The organism is Methylobacterium bullatum, from assembly GCF_014845095.1.
Classification (GTDB): Bacteria; Pseudomonadota; Alphaproteobacteria; order Rhizobiales; family Beijerinckiaceae; genus Methylobacterium; species Methylobacterium bullatum.
This window is the reverse complement of sequence record NZ_NKUG01000274.1, coordinates 1-5397: the sequence shown is the minus strand read 5'-3', so window position 1 is coordinate 5397 and position 5397 is coordinate 1. Positions and strand designations below refer to the sequence as shown.

Here is a 5397-nt window from a genome sequence, read left to right as displayed (position 1 = left end):
ACAAGGGGGAGGAGGGCAGGTCCGCGCAGCCCGCGAAAGGTGTGAATGCCGTAGGCGTGCCGGGGGAGGGGAAGCGCGCTCGTTGCGCCGCATCGATCTCAGGCGCCGGGAAACCGGAACACATGCGCCAGATGCCGGCGCCACCATCGCGTGAGGGTGACCTCCGTCACCGCCGCGCCGTCATGGGCGTGGACCATCGTCCCGGCCCCGCTGGCGATGGCGCAGTGTTTTGCCGGCAAATGTGAGCGGAAGGCGAAGAGCAGGATGTCGCCGGCCTCGGGTTCGTATCCGGCCTCGGGGCGGGGCACGGCGACGAGGTGGCGCCGTGCGGCTTCCGCCATCGGGTCGGCGCCACCGGGGGCGGATTCCGCCCAGGAGGCCGAATAAGGCGGTGCGGTCTCGGGCTCCGGTCCGAATAGCCCGCGCCAGACCCCCCGGACGAGGCCGAGGCAATCGCAGCCGACGCCCTTGAGCGAGGCCTGATGCCGATAGGGCGTGCCGATCCAGCCCCGTGCCTCGGCGACGATCCGGTCGGCGCTTGGCATGACGGTCTCCTTTGCCGGCTCAGCGGAACAGGCTGCCGCCGTCGAGGGCGGTGCCGGAGCCGGCGGTGCCGCGGATGACGAAGTCGTTGCCGGGCATGTGCGGGAAGCCCTGGAAGTTCACCGCATTGGCGAAAGTGTCGACGCAGGTGGACAGGCGCTTGTCGCATCCGGCCGTGAGCGTGAAGGCGTCTCCCGCCGCGACGGCGCAGGGCGGCTCCTGCCAGAGTTCGATCCGGGCGCCCCCCTCGACCACTGTGTGGGACCGGACGTCATTGGCGAGTCCCGCATTCGCTCCCGAGTTCCAAGTGAGCCGCCCGCCGCTGAAGCGGCCGGCGGGAAAGGCGCCGGCCAGGGCCGTCAGCATCTCGCCGGGCTGCGCCGGCGCCAGAACGGTCCCGGTGGTGCGGAAGCGCGGATCGGCGAGATCGACGCGGCAGCGCGCATCGCCGAGATCGGCCCCGCAGGTGGCCCGGAAGGTCCGGCCGCGCTCCTCGTCGAGGCGGTCCATCAGCCCGCGCAATTCCGCCACGAAGGCGGTGCCCGCCCGGCGGATCTCGCCGATGGTCCCGACATCCAGGAGGAGGCGCGTTCCCGGATCGGTCCAGTCCACGAGCCACGTCTCGATTCCGGCCGCGTCGTAGAGCCCGCCCGCCACGTCCGCGTCGGCGATGCCCAGCGATGTCAGCGCTCCGGCCACCTCGCCGCCCCCCACCGCGAAGCCGAGCTCGGCGCTCGCCTCGGCGGCCTCTAACCCCGAGCGCGCGGCGAAGGTGATGCCGGAGAAGGCGAGGTCGCGGTCGTGGTCGGTGAAGCCGAGGGTGAGGCCGTCGCGCCGGGTCAGCGACCAGCAATGGCACAGGGTGGTGGACCCGCCGGCGAGATGCGCGGCGAGGGCGGCGGGGATGTCGCGCATGCTTTCAGGCTCCGGTCAGGGCACGATCTCAATGAGCGGCACGTTCGGGATCTCTCCGGCGCTGAAGGCCTGGAGGTCCACGCTGAGCTCGTCGGTGTCGAAGCGGACGGGCACGTCGAACCAGAACCCCGCCGTCACCCGCGCGCCCGCGGCGGGGGCCGTCGCCAGGGTGACGAGGCCCGTGGTGCCGTCGCAGGTGAAGGAAGAGGCCGGTCGCTCGACACCGGCCACCGCCACCCGCACGGTCTCCGCCACCGGTTTGGCGATGAGGCGGCGATAGGGCAGCGGCCCGGTGCCGTAGGTCTTGGCGAGGGGAAACACCCGCGTCGCACCGTCGCCGAGGCCGAGCGGCTGGTCGCCCGGCCCCACCGCCTGGCTCGGCGGCCCCGAGCGATGGTCGATCCTGTCGCGATAGCGGAATCCGTAGAGGCGCCCGCGCCGCTCTTCGAAGAAGGCCAGGACCGCATGCAGGGAGTCGAGGGTGCGGATGCCCAGGCCCGCATCGTAGCGCCGCCGCGAATCGGCCCAGCGGCTGTTGCGGTGCTCGCGCCCCGAGGCCAAAGTCACGATCTCGGTGAGGCGGCTCGGCCCCCCGCTGCCGCGCAGCGCCACGTCGAGGGGAAAGCGGACCTCGTGGAAATCACCGGCCATGGCGGGCCTCCAAGGATGATGGTCAGGATGCGCGACGGCCCCGCGTCGTTCTCGCTCAGGACGCGCGCCTTCCGCGCGCTACGGCGCGGGCGAGGGCGGCGGCCACCTGCGCCTCGGAGCGGCGGAAGCTCTCTGCATCCGACGTCGCGATATGGACGGTGACGGAGACCGGGCCGCCCGAGGCGCCGCCGGCGACCCCGAGCCGGCCGTCGCTGCCCCGCGCGAGGGGCAGGATCGCCTCCGGGCCGGCCTCCCCCATCAGGCCCGTCCCGTCGCGCATCGGGAAGTAGGTGGGGGCGGCCACCACGCCGCCGCTCGCGAAGGGGCGCACCCGCCCGCCGGAGATCACCCCGCCCTTGGCGAAGGCGGTGCTCGATGCGCCGGAATTGATCAGGCTCCTCACCAGGGATTCGATGCCGCCCCTCACCGGGTCGAGGACGGCCTTGCCGGCCATGCCGGCGAGCTTGGTGACGAGGGATGTCAGCGCCCCGTCGAGCTGCTTGGCCGGGCCGACCGTGCCGGTGAAGGCCTTGCTCAGGCTGTCGCCGAACTTCTGGGCCAGGTTGTCCAGGGTGCTCAGCTGCTTGGCCCGCGCGACGAGGGTGCGGTCGATCTCGGTCTCGGCCATGGGTGCCTCCTGTCATCTGCGTCTCAGGGGCTCGGTTCTCCCCGTCCCCATCCGATCCACCGACCTCATCCTGAGGTGCCGCCGCGCAGCGAAGGCCTCGAAGGAGGGCTCCAGAAGCCGCAGAGTGGGCTGGAGGGCTCCTTCGAGGCGGCTGTCGCCGCACCTCAGGATGAGGTGGTTTTTTGGGACGAGACGTCCCTCGCGGACAGCACGGCGGCTCGCGCGGGAGCCGGGTTTCATCGACGGCCGAACCAAATCACGACGGGTCTGGATAGGCCTCCATCAGCCGCCGCAGGTCGTCGGCGGTGGCGGCGTCGCGCCGGCCGCCGCGACCGGCGGCGGCCATCAATTCGCGGGGCGTCGCCGCCCAGAAGTCGCGCGGGCTCCAGCGCAGGGCGTTCAGGCCCAGGGCCATGGCCTCGTCCCACGGGAAGGCGGAGGGAGCCTCCGGCGCCGTCCCGCCCGTGGGGCTCAAGGGTCCGGCGTCTCGGCCCCGAACGCGGCGGCGAGCGCCTCGCCGAGGGCCGTGGCGATGGGCTCGATCCCGCCCGTGAGCGGCAGCCGCGCCACCGCCTCGTCGTCGAGATCGTGGCCGCCGCCGCGCAGGGTCGCGCCAAGGAGGGCGATGAGGTCGCGGCTGGCGAGGCGGCCCTCGGCGAAGCGGCCCGCGAGGCCGGTGAGATCGGAGGCGCCGAGCGCGTCTTCCAACTCGGCCAGGGCTCCCAGGGTGAGGCACAGGGTGTAGCGCCGGTCCCCGATCGCGACGGAGACCTCTCCGCGTCTGCGGTTGGCCATCACAGGCTCGTAAAGGTGAGGGGCCCGGCCGAATCGAGGGCCATGTCGAAGGTCACCTCGCCGGCATGGTCGCCGCGATATTCCAGGCTGGTGATCTGAAACAGGCCCTGGATCGTGCCGAAGGCCGGCACCACGACCTGCAGCGTGTCGATGCTGCCGTCGAAGAACATCTGGCGCAGGCGCGCATCGGAGGCCTCGTCGCGAAAAACGCCCGAGCCGGAGACGGCCGCGCGGCGCACCCCCGCCCCGGCCAGCAGCTCGCGCCAGCGCCCGACGGATTCGGCGCTCGTCACGTCCACGGTCTCGGCGTTGAAGGCGAGCTGCCGGGCGCGCAGGCCGGCCACCGCCGTGAACCCCGTTCCCTCGCTGATCCGGATGAGGAGGTCCTTGCCTTTCTGGGCACTCATGGGGTCGCTCCTTGAAGCGGGTTTCGCAAAGGTGGCCACCGGTTCCGCGGAGCAAAACCGGTTCAGGAGGTCGGCAGCCGCTCGGTGACGGCCTGGAGGGTGAGGATGGCGCGGGTCTCGCCGCTGCGCTCGTCACGGGCGCAGGCGAGGGATTCGACCCGCAGGATCGAAAGGGCATGGCCGGCGGGGGAGAGCAGCGCCTCGTGCAGGAGCGCGGCGGCCCGGCCGGCGGCCTCGATGGCGCCGCGGCTCGATCCGGGCCTGGCGAAGAGGATCAGCCCGAGCCGATGGGTATGGCGCAGCGCGCCGTCGACGGAATCGTCCCGCATCTCGGCGGGGCCGAACAGCGCGTAGACGGGCGCCGCGCCGCGCGGGGGCTCGTCATGGATGCGGACCGCGCCGCCCATGAGCCGGCCAAGCTCCGCATCAGTGCCGAGGACGGTGAGGATGGCGGCCCGCAGGGCGAGGAGCGGGTTGGCCGGAAGGGACAAGGCGTCGCTCACGTCGGGGCTCCCGTGGCTTCGATCAGCTCCTCGACCTCGCAGACGAGGTCGCGCCCGCGCCCGTCGGGATCGCCCGCCGCGCGGATGGCGAAGCGGCGCGAGCCGGAGACGAGCCGCATGGCGGGCGTGACGTCGGCGCGGTAGGCGATGCGGATGCGGTGGGTCGCCACCGCATCGGACCGGCCGCCGCGCGTGCGCTCGGCATGGCCGGTGGACTCCAGCGTGCCCCAGAGAAGCGGGCCGGCCACGAACCGGCGAAGGTGCCCGCCGAAACCGTCCGGGTCGTCGACGAAGCGTTCGAGCACGTAGCGGCGTCGCCGCGCGCCGATGGGCGGGTGCGTCATGGCAGAGCTCCGGACGGTACGGTTAGAGGCGCATCCGGCGGTGCGGCGCGACGAGCGCCTCCACCATCGGGGCGAGGGTGACCGGCAGGTCGCCGCGATGCTCGAACCCGTGCGCCGCCACGAGCCGGATCGCCTGGACGAGGGCAGGAGGGACCGGCGGACCCGCTCCGCCATAACCGGCATCGACCTCGATCAGGGCGGCGGCCCGGTACAGCGAGGGAAGGGCGGGCGAGACGATCAGCCCCGGCGCTTCCACCGTATCCGGCGCGAGGCGGACGAGGCCGGGGGCGAAGGCCGTGACGGTCCCGGTCGCATCCACCGAGCCCGCGCTCGCCAGGGCGACGAGGGGGCTCAGGGGCAGGGGCACGAACCCGTCGGCGGGCCAGGCCGTGAGCATCACCCGGTAGCGGCTCGGCGCCAGGAGGCGCCGCGTCGCGAGCTCCACCATGGCGCGGGCCGAGGCGATCAGGCCCTCCACCAGACCGTCCTCGGCGGTGTTGTCCGGGTCGAGGCGCAGGTGAGCGCGCATGTCGGCCAACGTGACCGGCTCGACGATGGCGGCATCGACGCGTATCGGACTCATCGTCGTCTCCGGGTGGGGCGATGAAGGG

At 72.9% G+C, this 5397-nt stretch carries 10 protein-coding genes; all 10 read right to left on the bottom strand.

From position 1 onward, the window contains the following. Positions 1–98: 98 nt before the first annotated feature. The 10 genes from MBTS_RS23050 to MBTS_RS23005 all read right to left on the bottom strand — a co-directional run bounded on the left by MBTS_RS23050 (position 99) and on the right by MBTS_RS23005 (position 5369). Positions 99–545 (bottom strand): NlpC/P60 family protein, encoded by a 447-nt coding sequence (locus MBTS_RS23050; RefSeq protein ID WP_192216585.1) that lies wholly within the window; start codon positions 543–545, stop codon positions 99–101. Positions 546–564: 19 nt separating this feature from the next. Continuing rightward, on the bottom strand, positions 565–1458 hold the full coding sequence (locus tag MBTS_RS23045) for a DUF2163 domain-containing protein (RefSeq protein WP_192216584.1): 894 nt from the start codon (positions 1456–1458) through the stop codon (positions 565–567). A 15-nt stretch (positions 1459–1473) separates the two neighbouring features. Then, the gene (locus MBTS_RS23040) at positions 1474–2109 is read right to left on the bottom strand and encodes a DUF2460 domain-containing protein (RefSeq protein WP_192216583.1); all 636 of its coding nucleotides are present in this window, start codon (positions 2107–2109) and stop codon (positions 1474–1476) included. A gap of 55 nt (positions 2110–2164) precedes the next feature. After that, positions 2165–2737 carry a phage tail tape measure protein gene (locus MBTS_RS23035; RefSeq protein ID WP_192216582.1) on the bottom strand — a complete coding sequence of 191 codons (573 nt, stop codon included), beginning with the start codon at positions 2735–2737 and terminating at the stop codon, positions 2165–2167. A gap of 256 nt (positions 2738–2993) precedes the next feature. After that, entirely contained in the window at positions 2994–3212 is a 219-nt protein-coding gene (locus tag MBTS_RS23030; RefSeq protein WP_192216581.1) for a phage tail assembly chaperone, read from the bottom strand. Further along, positions 3209–3532 (bottom strand): gene transfer agent family protein, encoded by a 324-nt coding sequence (locus tag MBTS_RS23025; RefSeq protein ID WP_192216580.1) that lies wholly within the window; start codon positions 3530–3532, stop codon positions 3209–3211. The genes MBTS_RS23030 and MBTS_RS23025 overlap by 4 nt, the downstream gene beginning before the upstream one ends. Continuing rightward, entirely contained in the window at positions 3532–3939 is a 408-nt protein-coding gene (locus MBTS_RS23020) for a phage major tail protein, TP901-1 family (RefSeq protein WP_018045758.1), read from the bottom strand. Before MBTS_RS23020 ends, MBTS_RS23025 begins: the two co-directional genes overlap by 1 nt. 62 nt (positions 3940–4001) lie before the next feature. Then, positions 4002–4442 carry a tail completion protein gp17 gene (gene gp17, locus MBTS_RS23015; RefSeq protein ID WP_192216579.1) on the bottom strand — a complete coding sequence of 147 codons (441 nt, stop codon included), beginning with the start codon at positions 4440–4442 and terminating at the stop codon, positions 4002–4004. Beyond that, on the bottom strand, positions 4439–4786 hold the full coding sequence (locus tag MBTS_RS23010; protein ID WP_056251584.1) for a phage head closure protein: 348 nt from the start codon (positions 4784–4786) through the stop codon (positions 4439–4441). The genes gp17 and MBTS_RS23010 overlap by 4 nt, the downstream gene beginning before the upstream one ends. Positions 4787–4808: 22 nt before the next feature. Beyond that, a complete protein-coding gene (locus MBTS_RS23005; RefSeq protein ID WP_192216578.1) occupies positions 4809–5369 on the bottom strand; it encodes a head-tail connector protein in 561 nt (186 codons plus the stop codon). Positions 5370–5397: the final 28 nt, after the last annotated feature.

What these genes read in the sequence shown, in the direction of transcription:
- MBTS_RS23050 (WP_192216585.1), bottom strand. Translation starts at nt 545, where the DNA reads ATGCCAAGCGCCGACCGGATCGTCGCCGAGGCACGGGGCTGGATCGGC.
- MBTS_RS23045 (WP_192216584.1), bottom strand. Translation starts at nt 1,458, where the DNA reads ATGCGCGACATCCCCGCCGCCCTCGCCGCGCATCTCGCCGGCGGGTCC.
- MBTS_RS23040 (WP_192216583.1), bottom strand. Translation starts at nt 2,109, where the DNA reads ATGGCCGGTGATTTCCACGAGGTCCGCTTTCCCCTCGACGTGGCGCTG.
- MBTS_RS23035 (WP_192216582.1), bottom strand. Translation starts at nt 2,737, where the DNA reads ATGGCCGAGACCGAGATCGACCGCACCCTCGTCGCGCGGGCCAAGCAG.
- MBTS_RS23025 (WP_192216580.1), bottom strand. Translation starts at nt 3,532, where the DNA reads ATGGCCAACCGCAGACGCGGAGAGGTCTCCGTCGCGATCGGGGACCGG.
- MBTS_RS23020 (WP_018045758.1), bottom strand. Translation starts at nt 3,939, where the DNA reads ATGAGTGCCCAGAAAGGCAAGGACCTCCTCATCCGGATCAGCGAGGGA.
- MBTS_RS23010 (WP_056251584.1), bottom strand. Translation starts at nt 4,786, where the DNA reads ATGACGCACCCGCCCATCGGCGCGCGGCGACGCCGCTACGTGCTCGAA.
- MBTS_RS23005 (WP_192216578.1), bottom strand. Translation starts at nt 5,369, where the DNA reads ATGAGTCCGATACGCGTCGATGCCGCCATCGTCGAGCCGGTCACGTTG.